15 protein-coding genes are annotated in these 19,032 nt (G+C 69.8%); 8 read left to right on the top strand and 7 right to left on the bottom strand.

Going from position 1 to position 19,032, the window contains the following annotated elements; translation table 11 throughout:
- A partial coding sequence (locus AB0J09_RS29485) for a hypothetical protein (RefSeq protein ID WP_360698088.1) occupies positions 1 to 933 on the bottom strand: 933 nt, incomplete at its 3' end.
- A gap of 428 nt (positions 934 to 1,361) precedes the next feature.
- On the opposite strand from AB0J09_RS29485, the gene AB0J09_RS29490 reads away from it, so the two are divergent.
- Both AB0J09_RS29490 and AB0J09_RS29495 read left to right on the top strand, forming a co-directional pair.
- Positions 1,362 to 3,461, top strand: a complete 2,100-nt coding sequence (locus AB0J09_RS29490) for a M6 family metalloprotease domain-containing protein (RefSeq protein ID WP_360698090.1) — start codon at positions 1,362 to 1,364, stop codon at positions 3,459 to 3,461.
- 70 nt (positions 3,462 to 3,531) lie between these two features.
- The gene (locus AB0J09_RS29495) at positions 3,532 to 6,057 is read left to right on the top strand and encodes a tetratricopeptide repeat protein (RefSeq protein WP_360698093.1); all 2,526 of its coding nucleotides are present in this window, start codon (positions 3,532 to 3,534) and stop codon (positions 6,055 to 6,057) included.
- Between the two features lie 3 nt (positions 6,058 to 6,060).
- On the opposite strand, the gene AB0J09_RS29500 is transcribed toward AB0J09_RS29495, so the two are convergent.
- Positions 6,061 to 6,933: a hypothetical protein gene (locus tag AB0J09_RS29500; RefSeq protein WP_360698096.1), complete on the bottom strand. Its 873-nt coding sequence runs from the start codon at positions 6,931 to 6,933 to the stop codon at positions 6,061 to 6,063.
- A gap of 73 nt (positions 6,934 to 7,006) precedes the next feature.
- Between AB0J09_RS29500 and AB0J09_RS29505 the strand changes: the two genes are divergently transcribed.
- Positions 7,007 to 7,789, top strand: a complete 783-nt coding sequence (locus tag AB0J09_RS29505) for a tyrosine-protein phosphatase (protein WP_360698099.1) — start codon at positions 7,007 to 7,009, stop codon at positions 7,787 to 7,789.
- A 238-nt stretch (positions 7,790 to 8,027) separates the two neighbouring features.
- Here AB0J09_RS29505 and AB0J09_RS29510 read toward each other — a convergent pair whose 3' ends face one another.
- Both AB0J09_RS29510 and AB0J09_RS29515 read right to left on the bottom strand, forming a co-directional pair.
- A complete protein-coding gene (locus tag AB0J09_RS29510) occupies positions 8,028 to 9,068 on the bottom strand; it encodes a Gfo/Idh/MocA family oxidoreductase (RefSeq protein WP_360698102.1) in 1,041 nt (346 codons plus the stop codon).
- 377 nt (positions 9,069 to 9,445) lie between these two features.
- A complete protein-coding gene (locus AB0J09_RS29515) occupies positions 9,446 to 10,345 on the bottom strand; it encodes a PAC2 family protein (RefSeq protein WP_360698105.1) in 900 nt (299 codons plus the stop codon).
- Between the two features lie 120 nt (positions 10,346 to 10,465).
- Between AB0J09_RS29515 and AB0J09_RS29520 the strand changes: the two genes are divergently transcribed.
- Together AB0J09_RS29520 and AB0J09_RS29525 are read left to right on the top strand one after the other, a co-directional pair.
- Positions 10,466 to 10,849 carry an ankyrin repeat domain-containing protein gene (locus AB0J09_RS29520; protein WP_360698108.1) on the top strand — a complete coding sequence of 128 codons (384 nt, stop codon included), beginning with the start codon at positions 10,466 to 10,468 and terminating at the stop codon, positions 10,847 to 10,849.
- Between the two features lie 219 nt (positions 10,850 to 11,068).
- Entirely contained in the window at positions 11,069 to 11,935 is an 867-nt protein-coding gene (locus AB0J09_RS29525; protein WP_360698110.1) for a hypothetical protein, read from the top strand.
- 10 nt (positions 11,936 to 11,945) lie between these two features.
- Here the strand turns inward: AB0J09_RS29525 and AB0J09_RS29530 are convergent, their stop codons facing one another.
- On the bottom strand, positions 11,946 to 14,066 hold the full coding sequence (locus tag AB0J09_RS29530; protein WP_360698113.1) for a tetratricopeptide repeat protein: 2,121 nt from the start codon (positions 14,064 to 14,066) through the stop codon (positions 11,946 to 11,948).
- A 232-nt stretch (positions 14,067 to 14,298) separates the two neighbouring features.
- On the opposite strand from AB0J09_RS29530, the gene AB0J09_RS29535 reads away from it, so the two are divergent.
- The 3 genes from AB0J09_RS29535 to glpK all read left to right on the top strand — a co-directional run bounded on the left by AB0J09_RS29535 (position 14,299) and on the right by glpK (position 17,166).
- Complete coding sequence (locus AB0J09_RS29535) at positions 14,299 to 14,760, top strand: GNAT family N-acetyltransferase (protein WP_360698116.1); 462 nt, start codon at positions 14,299 to 14,301, stop codon at positions 14,758 to 14,760.
- Between the two features lie 75 nt (positions 14,761 to 14,835).
- On the top strand, positions 14,836 to 15,645 hold the full coding sequence (locus AB0J09_RS29540) for an MIP/aquaporin family protein (protein WP_360698118.1): 810 nt from the start codon (positions 14,836 to 14,838) through the stop codon (positions 15,643 to 15,645).
- Positions 15,646 to 15,657: 12 nt separating this feature from the next.
- Complete coding sequence (glpK, locus tag AB0J09_RS29545; protein WP_360698121.1) at positions 15,658 to 17,166, top strand: glycerol kinase GlpK; 1,509 nt, start codon at positions 15,658 to 15,660, stop codon at positions 17,164 to 17,166.
- On the opposite strand, the gene AB0J09_RS29550 is transcribed toward glpK, so the two are convergent.
- Positions 17,163 to 18,038, bottom strand: coding sequence for an ABC transporter permease subunit (locus tag AB0J09_RS29550; protein ID WP_360698124.1), 876 nt, complete (start codon positions 18,036 to 18,038; stop codon positions 17,163 to 17,165). The two genes, glpK and AB0J09_RS29550, sit on opposite strands and share 4 nt — an antisense overlap.
- The coding region (locus AB0J09_RS29555; protein WP_360698127.1) for an ATP-binding cassette domain-containing protein at positions 18,035 to 19,032 on the bottom strand (998 nt) is incomplete at its 5' end. The genes AB0J09_RS29555 and AB0J09_RS29550, both read right to left, overlap by 4 nt.

A 19,032-nucleotide genomic window follows, 5' to 3' on the forward strand; every position in this document is an offset into this window, starting at 1 on the left:
GATCCGCCCCTTGCCCCGATCCATCCCCAGCGCACGAGCCCCGCCCAGCGTCGCCGCCTCAACCAGCTTGCCGTCCAGCCCTCGGGTACGCAGCCCGCGCTCACGAGCGTCCCGCCTGATGGCCCGGGCGACACCGAGCACATCGGCAGGCGCCGGCCCGCCGGCACCGTCCGCGCCGGCCGGTGCGGCAGGCACGGCGGGGCCGTTCGGGGCCGGGCCGGTGGCGAGGGCGACCGGGTTGCCCTCGTCGAGGAGCATCAGTACATCAGGGGCAGATGACGGGCAGACAGCCACCACGGTCTTGCGCAGCCGCAGCAGCTTGCGTTCCCCGGGGTCCAGGGGCCGGGCACACGCCGCGTGGCACAGCCGTCCCAGCACCCCCGCCTCGTCCAGGGCCGCGGGTGAGTGCCGGTCCAGATCCACCAGCAGCCGCAGCCCGAACGTCCTGGCCAGCACCGCCACGTCCTCCAGCACCTGCGGATCCCGGGTGTGCGCCGCGATCCCCACCGCGCAGGGCCTGTCGACCTCGCGAATCGCCGTGATCACCGCGTCCCGCCCGTACGCCTCCCACTCCTCCTCGTTCTCGCTGGTCACCTTGACATACGAGATGCCGGGAGCCGCAGGCGGATCGGCCAGGTCGGACACCACGCTGGCCCGCGCGGTCACCCCGGTGCCGGCGGCGGGGACGGCGGCGCAGGCGTCCACCAGCCCGGCCACGATCATCCCGGTCCAGCGCACCTCGGAGGCTCCGGGAAGGGACGAGAGCACCGAAGCTCGCGGGCCCACCTTGACCACACGGTCGCCCCTGACCGCGACCGCGCCGTCACGGATGGGATCGGTGCAGATGGGCAGCACGAGTGGGGCGGAGTGGACCACGACGGGCGCGGGCGCGCGCCTGCCCAGAGCCGGGCCGGCACGCTTCGCAGACGGCATCAGATCTCCCGTCGGATCTTCTCTTCAGGGCATTAAACGTGAGCCAGGACAAGTACGCAATAAGGACGAATCATACGATTCCATCCGTAAGTATCATTCGGCGGGTTTCAGGGCGCCCGAGTCCCGGCACCCGCGCGGTCGCCTCGGCCGCAAGGGCCGGGCCACCTGTACGGTCACCGGCGCGACCTGCGGGAACGCGTCCACCTAGGGGTGGCCGTCGGCTCCTCGCGCCGCAGGTCTCCAAGGTCGCCACCAGCCCTCCAGTAGCAGGCCGGTCGCGAGGGGCGGCGAGCTCGTCTGGACCGCCCCGGCCACGCCCACCCCTTTACGGTGACATTTCATCAAATGTCCGGATAAGACGCTACACGTCACGTATTTGCATGCAACTGATCGTTGATCTCTGTCAATAACGTCTATACCGTCAATCCGTGATTGCCCCGAAGAAGCTGCTGAAGGGGTTGCTGGCGGCCATCGTGCTGATCCCGGTGAGCCTGATAGCGACCCCTGCTTCCGCAGCACCCCCCACAGACCCCGAGTTCCCCTGGCGGCAGAACCACTGGCCGCAAACGCAGCCCTGGCAGCTCGACGCACCCGCCGAAGCCCAGGCCCTGCGCACCCGCCCGGCCGGCGGCATCAAGCCCATCGACCCACAGAACTGGGAAAACCCCGACAACATGACGTGGGCGGACTACAAACAGCCGCCCGGCACCAAGTGGAACGACCCCGCCGTCAAGGGGTCGAAGCGTACCTTCAAGGGCGCGCTCGTGCTGCTCGACTACCCGAACCAGCCGTTCGTGGTGACGCAGCCCAAGGGCTCGACGATCTACGCGAACCCGAGCGCCGAGGCCCACGACATCCCGCGCGACCAGGTGGCCAAGTTCTACCAGGACTTCCTCAACACCCCGAACACCCTCAACAAGGGTCACACCATCCACGAGTACTGGATGGAGGACTCGGGCGGCAGATACGGGGTGGAGCTGACCGGGTTCGGGCCCTACACGCTGTCGGGCAAGGACCACGAGTACGCGATGGAGTTCCAGGCGGGCACCGGCTGCCCGTCGGGTGACACCTGCAACAAGAACCTGCGTACCGAGGGCAACGCCGCCTGGATCGGCGCCGTCGGCGACGAGGTGGCCAAGCAGTTCGACTTCGTCTTCTACCTGAGCGCCGGCCAGGACGAGTCGTCCACCTGGCAGGAGTTCGGGATGATGAAGTTCCCGACCAAGGAGGACGTGCCCGACGAGTGGGGCCCGCCGGACCCGGCGCTGCCCAACTGGGTGGCCACCCGCTACGTCGACTGGACCTCGTGGCAGGCCGGCTCCACCTTCTGGCCGAACGCCCGCTTCGGTATCGACTCGGTGCAGGCCGAGAGCTCCGGCATGGCCGTCTACGCGCACGAGCTGAGCCACATCATGGGCATCGCCGACAACTACAACAACCCGTACGCCGTGCCGCCCAAACGGGCGTACACCGGCATCTGGGAGATGCTCAGCCGCGGCAGCTTCAACGGCCCGGGCGGCCCGCACTCCCGCTGGCTGATACCGCCCACGTCCGGCGCGTCCATGGGCGCCCAGCACATGCTCCGCAACAAGATCAAGCTGGAGATGGTGGACGAGCAGAACGTCCTACGCCTGTCACGCGCGGCGCTCGACGAGTCCGGCCTGGTCACCGCCAGGGTCCTGGCCCGCGTGGACCAGCCGGGCAAGAACGAGCTGGCCGGCGTCAACATCTCCTTCGACACCGATGGCGACAAGAGCTCGTGCGACAAGGCCGACCCGCTCTGCGACGGCGGCGGCTACGACAACTACACGGTCGAGGTCGTGGACCGCATGGGCACCGACTCGTTCACCCCTGACGCCGGCGTCCTGCTGGCCAAGACCAAGAACCAGGACCGGGCCCCCTTCGAGTGGGTGATCGACGCTAACCCGCAGGACATCAACATGACCGACTACGTCATGCCCAACGGGACCAAGGTGCCGATCACGATCGGCGACTACCGCCAGCTCGCCGACGCCCTCTTCCACGCCGGCACCGACTCCGGCAGCGAGTACGAGTACATCGACCAGGCCAACCGCCTGCACTTCTACATCACCGACGTCAAGCGCGACCGCGACGGCCACCTCTCCTACACGGTCGCCATCCGCTCGCTCGACGGCGCGGGCCCGCAGAAGCGCGGCGTCAAGCTGCTTCCCGCGGCCGGCCTGCCGACCGGCAACAGCATCTCCACCTGCAAGTTCCCGCTGGTCAACACCGGCAAGACGGCCCCGGCGCAGGGCCAGCACCCGGAGGACGTCAGCGCCTACCTGAACTCCGACGTCTACCGCCTCAAGGCCGAGGTCCAGGGCAAGGGCTGGACCGCCCAGCTCCCGAACGCGCTTGCCTCCGTCGCGTTCGGCAAGGAGGCCCCGGTCACCGTGAACGCCGTGCGCGAGTCCGGCGGCGACCGGCTGGCCAGGGTGAAGCTCACCGCCACCTCGGAGAGCGACCCCACCAAGACGGCGACGGCCACCTGTCATGTGATCGGCTAGTGAATGAACGATGGGGTACGGCTGGCGCAAGCCGTACCCCATCGGTTTGAATCACCCCAGGGGGTGTTCGTTGACAGGCGAGTTGCCGGACAAGCCGCGACCGCGACGTAGAAGGGTCTCCTGGGCCGCGCCGGTCTCCGCGGGACTGGCGGCGGCCGCGGCGAGCGTGCTGACGGCGTCCATTGAGTGGGAGATCCCGCCGGCGGCCAAGATCGCTGTGACCGGTGCGGCCGCCGCTCTCGTGGGACTGACCACCTGGGCCACCACCGAGCCGCGCGGGCCCAAACGCCGGGCGCTCCCAGAGTCCGCCTCGCTCGCGCCCGACCAGTGGCCGCCGGTCCCCGAGCACTTCACCGGGCGCGCGGAATCGCTCGCCGAGTTACGCGAGGTCTTCGCCGACCGCAGGGAGTCCTCCGACCTCTCGCCGCCCCTCGTGGTCTCGGTGTACGGCCGGGGCGGCGTCGGCAAGTCCGCGCTGATGACCAGGTTCGGGCAGGAGATGGCCGGCTGGTTCCCCGACGGCAGGCTCTACGCCGACCTGCGCGGCGGGGTCGACGCCCCGGTCCGCCCCGACGAGGTGCTGATCGGGTTCCTGCGCGCGCTGGACGTGCGCCTGACCACCGACCCCGGCGGCCTCGACGAGTTACGCAAGCTCTGGCTGACCTGGACCAAGGGCCGCAGGATCCTCATCGGCCTGGACAACGCCCACGACGCCGCCCAGGTCAAACCGCTGATCCCGGCCGAGCCCGGCTGCGCGGTGCTGGTCACGTCCCGCGCGCCGCTGTTCCTGAACGGCACCCATGACACGCGGCTCGGCGTGTTCAGCGAGGCGCACGGCGTGGAGCTGCTGGCCCGGCTGGCGGGCGGCGCCCGGGTCGTCGAGGATCTCGAGGCCGCCAAGGAGGTCGTACAGATGTGCGACTACCTGCCGCTGGCGATCAACATCTGCGGCGGTCGCCTGGCCACCCGCGAGCAGTGGACCATGCGCGAGATGGCCAACCGCCTGGCCGACACGCGCCGCCGCCTCGACCAGCTCGAAGTGGCCCCGACGGTCGACAAGAGCGTGCGCGCCTCCGTACAGCTGAGCTACGACGACTGCACGGGGATGCAGCGCCGCCTGCTGCGCCTGCTCAGCGCGCTCACCGCGCCCGACGTGCCCGGCTGGGTGGCCGGCGAGCTGCTCGACATCTCCGGGCTCGACGGCGCCGACCAGCTCGAGGCCCTCATCGACGCCCAGCTCGCCGAGTGCTCGGGCACAGACCAGACCAGTACGATGCGTTACCGCCTGCACGACCTGGTCAGGGTGTTCGCCGCGGAGCTGGCCGAGCAGGACGAGGCCGAGCGGCGCAGGGCCGCCATCGAACGCGTGCTCTACGGCTACCGCCGCCGCGCCGAGGATGCCGCGCAGAACCGCTGGCCGCAGGACTGGAGGAGGGGCGGCCGCCGCTCCACCGCCGACGGGCAGGTCCGCGCCGCCGACTGGCTCAACGCCGAGCGGCTGTCGCTGATCGCGATGATCCACTTGGCCCGCCAGCTCCAGCTGTGGGAGCTGACGTGGGGGCTGGCCAGGGCGTTCTGCTCGTTGTGCCACTCGCTGCGTGCGTACTGGGCTGACTGGGTGGCCATGGCGGAGATCGGCTGCGAGGCGGCCGCGCAGGCCGGCGACCGCCGCGCGCTGGCCATCGCGCTGCTCGACAGCGCCTCCGTGCACGGTGGCCTGGGCCTGCGGGAGCGGGCTCTGGAGGAGGCGGAGCGGGCCCTGGAGACGTTCACCGAACTGGGGGAGTCGTGGTGGGCGGCCAGGGCCATGCGCACGATCGGGATGACGCTGTTCAGCGACGGCCACCTGGACCGGGCACAGGACTACCTCATCGGGGCCATCACCGCGTTCAAGGGCGAGGACGACCTGTGGTGGATGGCCCGCACCCAGCGCAACCTGGCCGAGATGCGCATGGCGGAACGCCGTCCCGATGAGGCCAGGGAGCTGCTGGAAGACGCCCTGGAGATCTTCAAGCGGGAGGGCAACCGCTACTCGGAGGCCCAGACGCTGCGCGTCTACGGCGAGGTGCTGGCCGCCCAGGCGCGCGGCGAGCATCAGGCGGGCGACCACCGGCTGGCCGCCAACCTGTTCACCAGGGCAGGGTTCAGCCTCGACAGGGCCGCCGAGATGTTCAAGCAGCGCGGGGAGCGGTGGGAGGAGGCACGCTGCCTGCGGGCCGCCGGCGAGGTGGGCGACCCGGACAACGGGCTGCGTGAGCTCGAGTACGTACGGCGGGCTGAGAGGATCCTGGCGGCGCTGGGCGACTCGTGGGGGGTGGCCAGGACCGCCGTGTCGGCCGGGCGGGCGCTGGCGAGGCTGGGACGGATCGAGGAGTCGGAACACGAGCTGCGGCGGGCCGTGCAGGGCTTCGAGGAGCTCGAGGACCGGTGGTGGATGGCCAGGAGCCTGCGTTACCTCGGGGAGGCGCACCTGGACGCGGGCGGGCGCGGGGCCGCGGTGGAGCCGCTGGAGCAGGCCAGGGAGATCTACCGCAGCCTCGGCAACGAGGCCGGCATGCGCCGGACCCTGGAACTCCTCAGACGCGCCGCGCCCTGACCCTCAGGTGAGGGGAGACCTGATCAGCTCGCCCGCCGCCTGCCTCGCCTGGAGGATGCTCTCCTCGAACAGCTTGCGCACGTGCGCCGCCTGATCGGCCAGCTCCCTGATGCGCTGGTGTGCCAGCTCGTCCCGGACGGTCTCGGCGATCAGCTGCTGGTATTCGGGGGTCTTGGCCGCCAGCGCCTGTAGCCGCCGGTGGGCGTGGTAGACCTTGTCCGCCTTGATCACCTGCTTGGCGTACTTCTCCAGGTGGCGTACGCGCTGCGACAGCGACGTCCAGGCGGCGTCCAGCGCGCTGGAGTAGGGCTTGAACGCATCCTCCAGGCCGGATGGCAGCTCGCGGGGAACGAGCTTGCCGTGCTCGGCGTGCATGGACGACAGCCGCCGCAGCCGCTGGGCGATCTGCCAGACCTCCTCGGGCAGCGACACCATGTTGTCGATGCTGTCGATCAGGCCGTCCCTGTGGACGCGGGAGCCCATGATCGCATCGACCGCGTTCTGCGCCCTGCGCAGCAGCATCTGGCAGGGGTAGTCCAGGTCCTCCGGCAGGATGTAGTGGTTGGCATGGACTCGGGCGAGTTCAAGCTTTCGCCTGGTCGTGCGATATGAGCTGTCCAGCGCGATCCACCGGATCAGGACGATCATGCCGACTCCGATGCCCGCGACCAGCAGGGCCGGCAAGTCGGCCACCAGGGCGACCACCACTATGAGGGCGGGGAGCACGAAGAGCGTGGCGGGGTTTTTCGTGGTGTCCATGCGCGCACCCGATCGAGCCTTGCGGAGGACGTGCGGGCTCGACCGCAGCTCGGCCAAGATCTCCGGGGGCAGCGATGGATCGATCACCAGCCGTGGAGGCAGAGCTCGTGGATCCATACGTTCATGCTGCGTTATGAACCTCGAATTCGCTCATATTTGGCGGACATATAGGGTCGCAATGATGGACGAGATGACGAGGTGGATAGACCTGGAAGGCGCGGTCAACGCGCGTGACCTGGGCGGACTGCCCACTCGTGACGGCGGCCACACCCGTCGCGGGCGGATCTTCCGTGCCGACAACCTGCAGGGCCTCACGGCCGCTGACGTGACGCACTTGGTGAACGAGCTGAACCTGCGGCACGTCGTGGACCTCCGCTCGAACGCCGAGGTCTCATTGGAGGGCCCTGGACCGCTCACCCATGTGCCCGAGGTACGGCACCACCATCTGACGTTGTTCGCGGAGGGCGGCACGCACACCGACGTCGAGGCCGACACCATCGACGGCGACCGGGTGCTGCCCTGGGCCGAACGCGGTCTGGACGAGGAACTGCGGGTGACCGGCTTCTACTTCGGCTACCTGCGCGACCGTCCGGACGCCGTGGTCGCGGCGCTGCGCGCGATGTCGCTGGACGACGGGGCGGCGCTGGTGCACTGCGCGGCCGGCAAGGACCGCACCGGGGTGCTGTCGGCGCTGGCCCTGGAGGTCGCCGGGGCGACCCGGGAGGCGATCGTCGAGGACTACGCGGCCACGGGGGAGCGGCTGGAGCTGATCCTCAAGCGGCTGCGGAGCAGCGAGACGTACCGGGGCGACCTGGACTCGCGGCCGGCCGACGACCACATGCCTCGGGCCCGGTACATCGAGCAGTTCCTCGGGGTGCTCGACGACCGGTTCGGCGGGCCGATGGGGTGGCTGACCCGGCACGGCTGGACGGACGCCGACACGACCGCGATGCGCGCCCGCCTGCGCGACTGACAGTGGCACGCGGTCGCCTGTGCGCTTGACCACCGCGCTTTCCGCGCGATCGGCCACCGCCGGGCGACCGCCGACGTGCGTCGCGCTCCGGCAGGCTGCCCCGGGCGGCCTCGCGGGTGAGGTGCTGGATGGCCGCGGGCTGCGTGGCGGCAGGTCTGTGGCGAGGCCGTGGCCGCGCAGGACGCTCACCGGCCCGACCCCTCGGCGTGCGCACGCCGAGAGCCGGTCGGTGGGTGCGTCAGGTCAGGTGGGCGACCATGCGCTGGGTGGCCGAGAGGTGGGCGGCCTCGATGACGGTCAGCGTGTCGATCACGCTCGCCGGGTCCACGGGTGGTGGCACGCCCTCGCGCAGCGCCGCCACCACACCCTGGTAGAAGTCCAGGTACGCCCCCGGCTCGGTCCGCACGGCACGATGGGCGTCCTCCGTGCCGAGCATCCCCCAGCTTCCCTCGTCATCCTCCCCGAACTCGGGCGAGTCGGGCGCCATGCCCGCCCGCAGCCGCTCCTCCTGCAGGTCCATCCCGTACTTCTCGAACCCCGCAGAAGACCCCAGCACCCGGAACCGGGGCCCGCGAAAGGCGGCCACCGAGCTCATCCACAAGTGGGACCGAGCCCCACTCGCATGCGTCAGCGCGATGAACGTGTCGTCGTCGGAGGCCACCCCCTCGCGCCGCACGTCGCTCTCGCAGTAGACCTCCCGGACGGGCCCGAGCAGCTGCAGGGCCTGGTCGACGAGGTGGCTGCCCAGGTCGTAGAGCAGCCCGCCGATCTCCTCCGCGCCCCCGGTCTCCCGCCAGCCGCCCTTGGGCACCGGCCGCCACCGCTCGAACCTCGACTCGAACCGCAGCACCTCACCCAGCCGATCCTCCTCGACCAGCTTCCGCACGGTCCGGAAGTCGCCGTCCCACCGCCGGTTCTGGAACACGGTCAGCATGAGCCCGCGCTCCTTGGCCAGCCGCACCAGCTCGCGCCCCTCCTCGGCGGTCCGGGCCAGCGGCTTGTCCACGACGACGGGCAGGCCGTGGGTGAGTGCGGATGTGGCGGTGGCCACGTGGGTCTTGTTGGGCGAGGCGACCACGACGAGATCGCACAGCCCCCACAGCTCCTCCACGTCGGCCACAGGGCTCGCGCCGTACTTCCCGGCCACTTCGGCCTGCCGGGCGGGGTTCCTGGTCACCACGGCGGCCAGGGAGAGGCCTGGGGTGGCGTGGATGAGCGGGGCGTGAAAGTACGCCCCGGCGGTGCCATAGCCGACCAGCCCGACCCGGATCTCACTCATTTCCCCAGGCTATCCCGCCGCCCCCTGAAGATCCCCCAGCCCGCCCACGCCACCAGTCCCGCCCCATGTGGTGCTGGGACGGTGTGATGTCGCGAGGCGTCCGGCCCAACGTGGCCCTCTGGACGGTCACAAGGGCACCGTCCAGGGGACCACATCGAGCCGTGATGGGACCCGGTCACCGCTGTGGGGAATCCGGAGCCGTCCCATATCCAGACATGACGGCATCCGGCCACGAAGGCACCACCCAGACGGCCCAGTGGGCGCCGTTACGGCGCCCAGCCACGCACACCTGGAGAGCGTCACCCTGGACAGACCCCGGCCAGGTGCGGCGGGTGGGGCCAGGCTGGGCCACCGTAAAATATGGAGTTTTAGATGGGTCAGTCCTCGTCGCGCTCGGCGAGGAAGCGCTCGAACTGGGCGGCGAGTTCGTCGCCGGTGGGCATCGGGGTGCTCTCCGCCATCAGGTTCTCGCGCTCGGCGCCGGCCGCGAAGGCGTCGTACTGCTGCTCAAGCCCCTTGATCGCCGTAGACAGCTCGGTGGAGGCGCTGATCTGCTCCTCGATCTCCGTCATCGTACGGCGGGCCGCGTCGCGCAGCGGGTCCATCGGGAACACCAGCCCCGTCCCCCTCGTCACGGCTTCGAGTGCGGTCACGGCGGCGGTCGGGTATTCGGCCTGCGACAGGTAGTGCGGCACGTGGACCGCGTACCCCAGCGCGTCGTGTCCCTGCGCCCCCAGCCGCAGCTCCAGCAGCGCCGCCACGCTCCCCGGCACCTGGACGCGCCCGAACGCGCTCGTCTGGGAGTTGATCAGCTCGGGCCGGCTGGCGTGCATGGTGATGCCGAGCGGCCGGGTGTGGGGGACCGCCATGGGGACGCCGTGCAGCGTCACCAGCTTGCTCACGCGCAGCCGCTCCACCAGATCCGACACGGCCTTGGTGAACAGCTCCCACTCGCGGTCGGGCTCGGGCCCGTTCATCACCAGGAACTGCGTCCCTGTCGAGTCTTTCGCAACATAAACGGCCAATTCCGGGCTCTCGTACTCGACCCAGCGGTCGGTGTCAAAGGTCATGATGGGCCGGCGAGACCGGTAGTCGAGCAGCCGGTCCACGTCGAACGTCGCCACGACCCGGTGCTCCAGCTCGGCCAGCACGTGGCCCAGCGCGAGACGTCCGGCGCTGCCCGCGTCGACAAAACCGTCGAAGTGGTACAACAGCACCGGATCGGGCAGCTCGGGCGCGTCGTCTGCGAGCTTGTAGAGATCCGTCGGGTCGATCACGGTTGGACAGCCTTTCCCTAGGTACTCATCTCCAGAACCTACGGCGGGTCAGAACGATTCCGCGTCCAGAGGGCCGGAACGATTCCGTGCACGGCACCCTATCGAGGCACAATGGGGCGCATGGACGGGGACCCGGAGCTCGAAGAGTTCGCCACCAGGATGTTCGACCTGGCCAGGGCGGGTGACACCGAGACGCTGCGCGCGTATGTCGAGGCAGGGGCGCCGGTCGACCTGACCAACGGCAAGGGTGACACTTTGCTGATGCTGGCGGCTTATTACGGTCACGCTGAGACCGTGGGCATGCTGGTCACGTGCGGAGCCGACCCCAACCGGGTCAACGGCCGCGGGCAGACCCCGCTCGCGGGTGCGGTCTTCAAGAAGGAATCCGCAGTGGTCAGAGCGTTGCTGGACGCGGGCGCCGACCCGAACGCGGGTACGCCGTCGGCCTTGGACACGGCGCGAATGTTCGCAAATGAGCAGTTTATCCAATGGCTCTCGGCATAGTGATTCATAATATGAAATAAGCTTTTAAGGTATCGAAGTTGGCGAGTATGGCCTTACGAGCGGTCTGTAGTCATGCTGAGGGATGTGGCTAAATCTGCGCACCCCTTCGATAGGCGACCGCTCCACATCCCTCCGCTGCCATGTCCGTTCCCCAACGAGATCAACGTTCATGCCGCGGAGGTCACTGCAGAGAGTCACGCATGGGTGGCCGCCTCGAACATGCTTCCCAGCGCCGACTCCATCGACCACTTCAGTCGCTCGGAACTCGGCCTCCTGCCCGCACGGACCAACCCGACCGTGCCGCGCGACAGTCTCCGGCTGATCACTGACTGGTACTTCTGGCTCTGGGCCTTCGACGACGGGTTCTGCGAGAGTGAGCTCACGGGGCATCGGGCCGCCGCGGTCGCCCGCGCGCTGCCGTCACTCCTGGAGGGCCTCGACGGGGACAGGGGCCCGGAGCCTGGCGACGTGTTCGGCCTCGCCCTCAAGGGGCTCCTGGACCGCATCTCCGCGATGGCCACTCCCGAACAGCTGGACCGATGGCGGAGCGCTGTGAAGGAGTACTTATTCGCCCAGATCTGGGAGGCGGCGAACCGCGAGGTCGATCTGATCCCGACCCCCGAGGACTATCTCCTGATGCGCCGCACCACCGGCGCCACGTACACCTGCTTCGCGCTCATCGACATCGGCGGCGGCTACCGGATCGAGACCGAGGACTGGTACCACCCCGACGTGCGCGCGCTCTCCGACCTGGCATGCGACCTCGTCGGCTGGGACAACGACCTGCTCTCGTACGCCAAGGAGCGCCGCACCGACAAGGCCCGGCACAACCTCGTGACCGTGCTGGCCACCCACAAGTCGCTCTCCCTTCAGGACGCGCTGCTCGAGGTCGCCCGCATGCACGACGAGGCGATCGCCGCGTTCGTCGACCGGCGCGCGGCGATGGAGAGGTGGGCTCCGCCGCCGGTGCTCGACTACGTGCGCGGTCTCGAACACTGGGTCCGTGGCCACATCGAATTCTCGTTCGGCAGCGCACGCTTCGTGCACGCCTGGCCGGACGACACCCGCTGGCCGCAGGCCGTCTGAGGTTCCCCTGTCAGCTGTCCTTGAGGGCGTCCAGCTCGCCCAGCGCGAGCGAGGACGCCTCCTCAAGGTCGAGCCGGGCGCCCTCCTCGAGGGCATTCTTGTAGGCGAGCTCACCCATCCGCCGCACACACTCCCTGATGCACGCGTTGTGGTCATCGGACAGGAACGGCGCGCCCAACTGCGGCAGGCCGGCCGATCTCCAGTTTCGCTGCAGCGCCCCCAGCAGGAGGGCGGCCAGCGGTACGCGGTCCAGGGCCACGAAGATCCGTGCCGAGGACTCCAGCGCCAGCAGGGTGCCGAGGGTGTCGTGGAAGTGCAGCTTGATCCGCAACCCCTCCCTGAGGCTCTGCAGCGCCTCCTCGGGCCGGTTGGTCGCGAGCCTGGCGCCCGCCAGCGCCCACTGCGCGTGCGAGCTCAGCCAGAGCTCGCCCCGCTCCCTGCACACCAGCAGGCAGTCCTGCAGCAGAGACTCGGCCTCGTAGAACTCCCCCTGCGCGGTCAGCACGATGGCCAGCTCGACGATGGCGGGCAGCAGGCCGGGGTTGAGCTCCTTGTTGTCGGTGTTGAACTCGATCGCCACGCCCAGCAGCGCGCTGGCCTTCTGCATGTCGCCTTGGAGCATCGCCGCCGTGCCCTGCATCTTGGAGGCCAGGATCACCGCCCGGGAGTCGCCCACCTGGACGGCCTCGGAGCTGCACGTTTCCGCCGCCGTCTGCCCTCCGACGCTGTCTCCCTGGGAGTTGCGTATGTAGGCGAGCACCCAGAGCGCCTTGCACCGCTCCTTGCTCGGGCCGGGGTTGGCTTCGAGCGCTCGCTCCAGGTAGAGGCGCCCCTCGCGGGCGAACCCGCAGCAGACCCACATGAACCAGAGCGACGACAGCAGCGTCAGCGCCAGCGGCTGCTTGCCTGGCGTCTTCAGCGCGTATTCGAGCGCGAGCCGGACGTTGTCGTGCTCCTGGCGCATGCGGACGAACCAGTAGATCTGCCTCGGCCCCGACCAGGCATCCTCGCCGCGCTGGGCCAGGCTCAGGTAGTACTCCAGATGCCGCTGGCGCACCTGCTCGGCCTGGCCGAGCTTGTCGAGCCACTCCTCGCCGTACTCGGCCAGGGTGTCGATCAGCTTGTAGCGCATTCCGGCGTCGTTGCTCCTGGTCAGCAGGATGGACTTCTCGACCAGCTCCCCGATGAGGTCGGTGATGCGCTCGGCGGACAGGCGCCCGTCGGAGCAGACGAACCGGGCCGCGTCCAGCTCGAAGTCGCCCGCGAACACCGACAACCGCGCCCACAGCAGCCGCTCGGCCGGCTCGCACAGCTCGTGACTCCAGCCGATGGCCGCGCGCAGCGTCTGGTGCCGGGGCAGGGCCGTGCGGCTCGCGCCCGCCAGCAGGCTGAACCGATCGGTCAGCAGCCCGAGGATCTGCTCCACGGACAGCGCTCGCAACCGCACGGCGGCCAGCTCGATCGCGAGCGGGATGCCGTCGAGCCGACGGCACAACTCGGCGACGGCGCCGATGTTGTCCTCGTCGAGCGTGAAGTCGGGCACGCTGGCGCCGGCCCGGGCAGCGAACAACTTGACCGACTCGTTGGTGAACAGGTTTTCCGCCGGATCGTCGCCGGGCACCAGGAGGGGCGGCACCGGCATCACGTGCTCGAAAGGCAGGTGCAACGACTGCCTGCTGGTGGCCAGCACCTTCAGATTGGGCGCGGCCTCCAGCAGCTCCTGCACCAGCTCGGCACATCCCTGCAGCAGGTGCTCGCAGGTGTCGATGATGAGCAGCATGTCGCGCTCGCCGACCCACTCTGCGAGCGACTCGGACTCCGCGCGCGGGGACTGGTCGGCGATGCCGAGCGCGGAGACGATGGTGTGCTTGACCATGCCCGCGTCCTGCAGCCGCCCCAGATCGGCGAACCAGACGCCGTCGGGATACTGTCCGCGCACCTGGTGCGCCAGCCGCAGCACCGTACGCGACTTGCCGACGCCCCCGATGCCCGTCACGGTCACCAGGCGGGACTCGTTGAGGTGCCGTTTGAGCGTGGCGAGGAGACGTGTCCGGCCTATGAAGCTGGTCAGCTCCGCCGGCAGATTGCCTTCTCGCCGCCAGCCTGTCGGGGTGGCCATGGGCAGCCTCACGGGGGTAGGCGACACCTGCTCTCGCATCGTACCGCCGCAGGTTCCGCCTGTCTTTCGACCTCAGGAGACGCCGGGTGCAGGTTTGTATGCCCCGGTAGCATGTCGGGCGTGAACGATTTTCTACCGGAGCAGACGGCGGACGACACGGACGAGGGCTGGGGCGACTGGCGCGAGGACGACGCGGACGCCTTCTACCTGGACAACAAGCCCCCACACTGGTCCTAGATCTCCGGTGACACAGACCACCGACTACCGCCTGCGCACCGCGACCCCCGCCGACTACGACGCCATAGCCGCCGTCGTGGACGACTGGTGGGGCCGCCCGGTACTGCCGTCCCTGCCCAGGCTCTTCCTCGACCACTTCCACCAGACGAGCCTGATCGCGGAGGGCCCGGCGGGCATGGCCGGCTTCCTGATCGGCTTCCTGTCCCCGTCCGTGCCCGACGAGGCGTACATTCACTTCGTCGGCGTCTCGCCCGACGCCAGGAACGGCGGCCTCGCCCGCACCATGTACGAGCGCTTCTTCGAGCTGGCCCGCCGGCACGATCGGCGGGTCGTGAAAGCCATCACCGCATCCGTCAACCAGACGTCCATCGCGTTCCACCGCCGCATGGGGTTCGAGGTCGGCGAGCCCATCCCCGGTTACAACGGCCCGGGAACGAGCCTGGTGACCTTCGCGCGTCACTTTGCGTGACGGATTGCGCACGATCAGTATGCCTCCCCGGGAATCGGGAATGGCACACAACGATCACGTGCGCAAGGAGGACCGGTGGCCGAGCGTCTCAACCGGATGGGACTGGCCGGCGAACTGATCGCTGAGTTCGCCGGGACCATGGTGCTCATCCTGTTCGGCATCGGCGTGGTCGCGCAGGTGGTCGCCGCCAAGCTCGGTGACCACGACAGCATCGCCTGGGCGTGGGGGATCGGGGTCGCGCTCGGCGTCTACGTGGCGGGCCGGACCACGGGCGCGCACCTCAACCCGGCGGTCACGGTGGGGTTCGCGGTCTTCCGCGGGTTCAGGTGGCGCAAGGTCGTCCCGTACGCGCTGGCTCAGACGGCGGGGGCGTTCATCGCGGCGCTCATCGTGCGCTGGAACTACACCGAGGTCCTGAGCATGGTGGACCCCGGGCACACGATCAAGACCCAGGGCGTCTTCTCGACCCTGCCCGGCAACGGCAGCCTGCCGGTGAGCCAGTGGGGCGGGTTGCGCGACCAGATCATCGGCACCGCGATCCTGCTGTTCGTCATCTTCGCCGTGTCCGACACCGCCAACATGGCGCCCAGCGCCAACCTGGGGCCCGTCGTCATCGGGCTGCTCATCGTCGGGATCGGCATGGCCTTCGGCGCCGACGCGGGCTACGCGATCAACCCGGCGCGCGATTTCGGGCCGCGCCTGGCGAGCTTCATCACCGGATACGGCAGCGCATGGCGAGATCAGTACGGCGACCTGTACTTCTGGGTGCCGATCGTGGGCCCGCTGGTGGGCGGGGTCATAGGAGCCGGTCTCTATCAGGTGGGCATCGCCCGGTTCCTCCCGCCGAGTGAGGAACTCGGCATCGTCACCCCGATGGACGAGTGAGAGGAGAGCTCCATGTCCGAGTTCGTGGGGGCCATCGACCAGGGCACCACCAGCACCCGCTTCATGATCTTCGATCACGACGGCGCGGAGGTCGCCAAGTTCCAGCTCGAGCACGAGCAGATCCTGCCGAGGGCGGGCTGGGTGGAGCACAACCCGATCGAGATCTGGACCCGCACCGCCGCCGTGATCCAGACCACGCTCCAGCGCGCCGGGCTGCACGCCAAGGACCTCGCCTCGCTGGGCCTCACGAACCAGCGTGAGACCACCGTCGTATGGAACCGGCGCACGGGCCGCCCGTACTACAACGCGATCGTGTGGCAGGACACCCGTACCGACCGGATCGCCGCCGCGCTGGAGCGGGACGGCCGCGGGGACGTCATCCGCGACAGGACGGGGCTGCGGCCCGAGGCGTACTTCTCCGGCGGCAAGATCCAGTGGATCCTGGAGAACGTGGACGGCGTCCGCGAGGCGGCGGAGCGCGGCGAGGCCGTTTTCGGCAACACCGACACGTGGACCCTGTGGCACCTCACGGGCGGTGTCAACGGCGGCGTGCACATCACGGACGTGACCAACGCCAGCCGCACGATGCTCATGGACCTGGAGACGCTGGACTGGGACGACGAGCTGCTGTCGTTCTTCGGGGTCCCGCGGACGATGCTGCCCGAGATCCGGCCGTCCGCCGACCCCGCCGCGTACGGGACCACGATCCCGTACGGGCCGGTCGGCGGCGAGGTGCCGATCAGCGCGATCCTCGGCGACCAGCAGGCGGCCACCGTCGGCCAGGTCTGCTTCTCGCCCGGCGAGGCCAAGAACACCTACGGCACCGGCAACTTCCTGCTGCTCAACACCGGCACCGCCCGCGTGCGTTCGCAGAGCGGCCTGCTGACCACGGTGGCCTACAAGTTCGGTGACCAGCCCGCCGTGTTCGCGCTCGAAGGGTCGATCGCGGTGACCGGCTCGGCGGTGCAGTGGCTGCGCGACCAGCTCCACCTGATCACCTCCGCGCCCCAGAGCGAAGCCCTCGCCCGGCAGGTGGAGGACTCCGGCGGGATGTATTTCGTACCGGCGTTCTCCGGCCTGTTCGCCCCGTACTGGCGGGCCGACGCCCGCGGCGCCATCGTGGGCCTGTCGCGCTACAACAACGACGCCCACCTCGCCAGGGCCACGCTGGAGGCGATCTGCTACCAGAGCCGCGACGTGATGGAGGCGATGCAGCGGGACTCAGGGGTCGTCCTGGACGTGCTCAAGGTCGACGGCGGGGTCACCGCCAACGACCTGTGCATGCAGTTCCAGTCCGACATCCTCGGCGTGCCGGTCAGCCGCCCGGTCGTCGCCGAGACCACCGCGCTCGGGGCCGCCTACGCCGCCGGGCTCGCCGTCGGGTACTGGAAGGACACCTCGGAGCTGCGGGCGCACTGGGCGGAGGACCGCCGGTGGGAGCCCTCATGGAGCGAGGAACGGCGGGAGGAGGCGTACGCGGGCTGGAAGAAGGCCGTGACAAGGGCGTTCGACTGGGCCTAGCTCACCACGTCCTTGCGGCGGAATCGGCGGAACGCGACGGCGATGAGGATGGCTGCGTACGTGATCGACACCGAGGCCCCCTTGGCCATGCCGCTCCAGTCCAGCTCCGGCGCCAGGGCGTCGAGCCAGGCGTTGTTCCAGAACGTGGGCAGGAACTCGCGCAGCCCCCCGAGCGCCTCCACGGCCTGCAGGATGTTGGAGACGATCCAGAGGCCGACCGCCCCGCCCACCGCGCCCAGCGGGGAGTCGGTCATGGTGGAGACGAGAAAGGCGAGTGCGGCGACCACGAGCTGGCTGACCAGGGCGTACCCGATGACGATGCCGAAGCGCGGCAGCACGTCCAGCGCCGGGATCGTCTCTCCGGTGCCGGGCACCTGGATGTCGTTCCAGCCGAACGCCAGCGTGCCCGCGAGCAGCGCCATCAGCGGCAGGCAGATCACCGCCGCGGCGGAGTAGCCCAGCGCCACGATCAGCTTCTGCCGCAGCAACCGGTCGCGGGGAACCGGCGCCGCCAGCAGGTAGCGCAGTGACGACCAGTTGGCCTCGCTGGCCACGGTGTCGCCGCAGAACAGCGCCACCGCCACCACCAGCAGGAAGCTGGCCGACACCGACAGGGCGAACGCGGCGAAGTTCAGGCCGCTGGCCGTCGCCAGGTCCGAGATGCGCAGCGACGACTGCCCCTGCCCGCTGGACTGCGGCCCGAACTGGAACGCGATCACCAGGATCCACGGCAGCGCCAGCAGCAGCCCGAACATGACCATCGTCCGCCGTCGCTTGAACTGCCGGACGATCTCCACGCGCAGCGGCAGCGTGCGGCGGGCCGCGTAGCCCGTTGCGCCGGGGTGGGCCGCGTGGTCCGTGGCGGCGGTCATGGCTTGTCTCCGATGAGGTCGAGGAACACGTCTTCCAGGCGCGGGCCGTGCCCGTTCGTGGTGACGGCGGCCGACGTGAGCAGCCGCGACACCGGGCCGGCGGAGACCAGCCGTCCCCGGTGCATGACCACGACGTGGCTGCAGGTCTGCTCCACCTCGGCCAGCATGTGGCTGGAGACGATCACGGTACGGCCTTCGCGCGCGTAGCGTTTGAGCACCTCGCGCATCTCCCGGATCTGGGGTGGGTCGAGCCCGTTCGTGGGTTCGTCGAGCACCAGCAGGTCCGGCAGCCCGAGCATGGCCTGGGCGATGGCGAGCCGCTGGCGCATGCCCTGGGAGTACGTGCGTACCGCCCGCTCCAGGGCCTTGCCCAGGCCGGCGATCTCCAGCGCCTCGTCGAAGTGCGCGTCGGCGGCCGGTCGGCCGGTGGCGGCCCAGTACAGCTCGATGTTGTCCCGCCCGGAAAGGTGCGGCAGGAACCCCGGCCCTTCGACGAACGACCCCAGCCTGGACAGCACGGGCGCCCCGGGTGTGACGAGGTCACCGAAGATCCGGATCTCGCCGCCGTCCGGCTGGATGAGGCCCATCATCATGCGCATCGTGGTCGTCTTGCCAGCGCCGTTCGGCCCGAGCAGGCCCAGGACCTGGCCCTGCTCGACCCGGAACGACAGCCCGTCGACGGCCAGCTCGCCGTTCCTGTACGCCTTGGTCAGCCCGCTGATCTCCAGCGGGACGTCCTTGCCGCCGGTCTGGCCCGGCTGCTCCGGCGAGGACGGGTGACCCAAGGTGGCGGGCGTGTCGTGGGACTCGCCGTTGAGAGCGGGAGTGGGCGTGTCGTGGGACTCGCCGTTGAGGGCGGGGCTGGGCGTGGCGGGCGACTGGCCGTTCCCAGCCGGGCCGCGGGCTGCCAGGGCGCGGGACGGGGTACGGCGGCCCGTGGCCAGCAGGACGCCGGCGATGACCACGGCGGCCAGCGGCATGGCCCACACCCACC

It is taken from the genome of Nonomuraea sp. NPDC049784 (assembly GCF_040659615.1).
Taxonomy (GTDB): Bacteria; Actinomycetota; Actinomycetes; order Streptosporangiales; family Streptosporangiaceae; genus Nonomuraea.